Source organism: Pseudomonas sp. 21 (assembly GCF_000955805.1).
Classification (GTDB): Bacteria; Pseudomonadota; Gammaproteobacteria; order Pseudomonadales; family Pseudomonadaceae; genus Pseudomonas.
Genome location: NZ_JYOA01000001.1, coordinates 47,575 through 47,806 on the forward strand (window position 1 = coordinate 47,575; position 232 = coordinate 47,806).

Here is a 232-nt window from a genome sequence, read left to right on the forward strand (position 1 = left end):
CTCGCGAACAGAGTCATGGGCTACGCCGTTTTCAGGCGGTTCGCGAGCANGCTCGCTCCTACAAGAACAGGGTCGAGCCACGGGACACACCGAGGGAAATTGGCCCCGGCGGTGATGCGGCGATGCCGGCCTACCGCACGGGTGAGTACCTGGAGAGCACGCTGCGCGACCTGCTGGCGCTGTTCGAAAAGGCCGAGGCGCGCAGCTGATCCAGCTTTACCTGTAGGAGCGA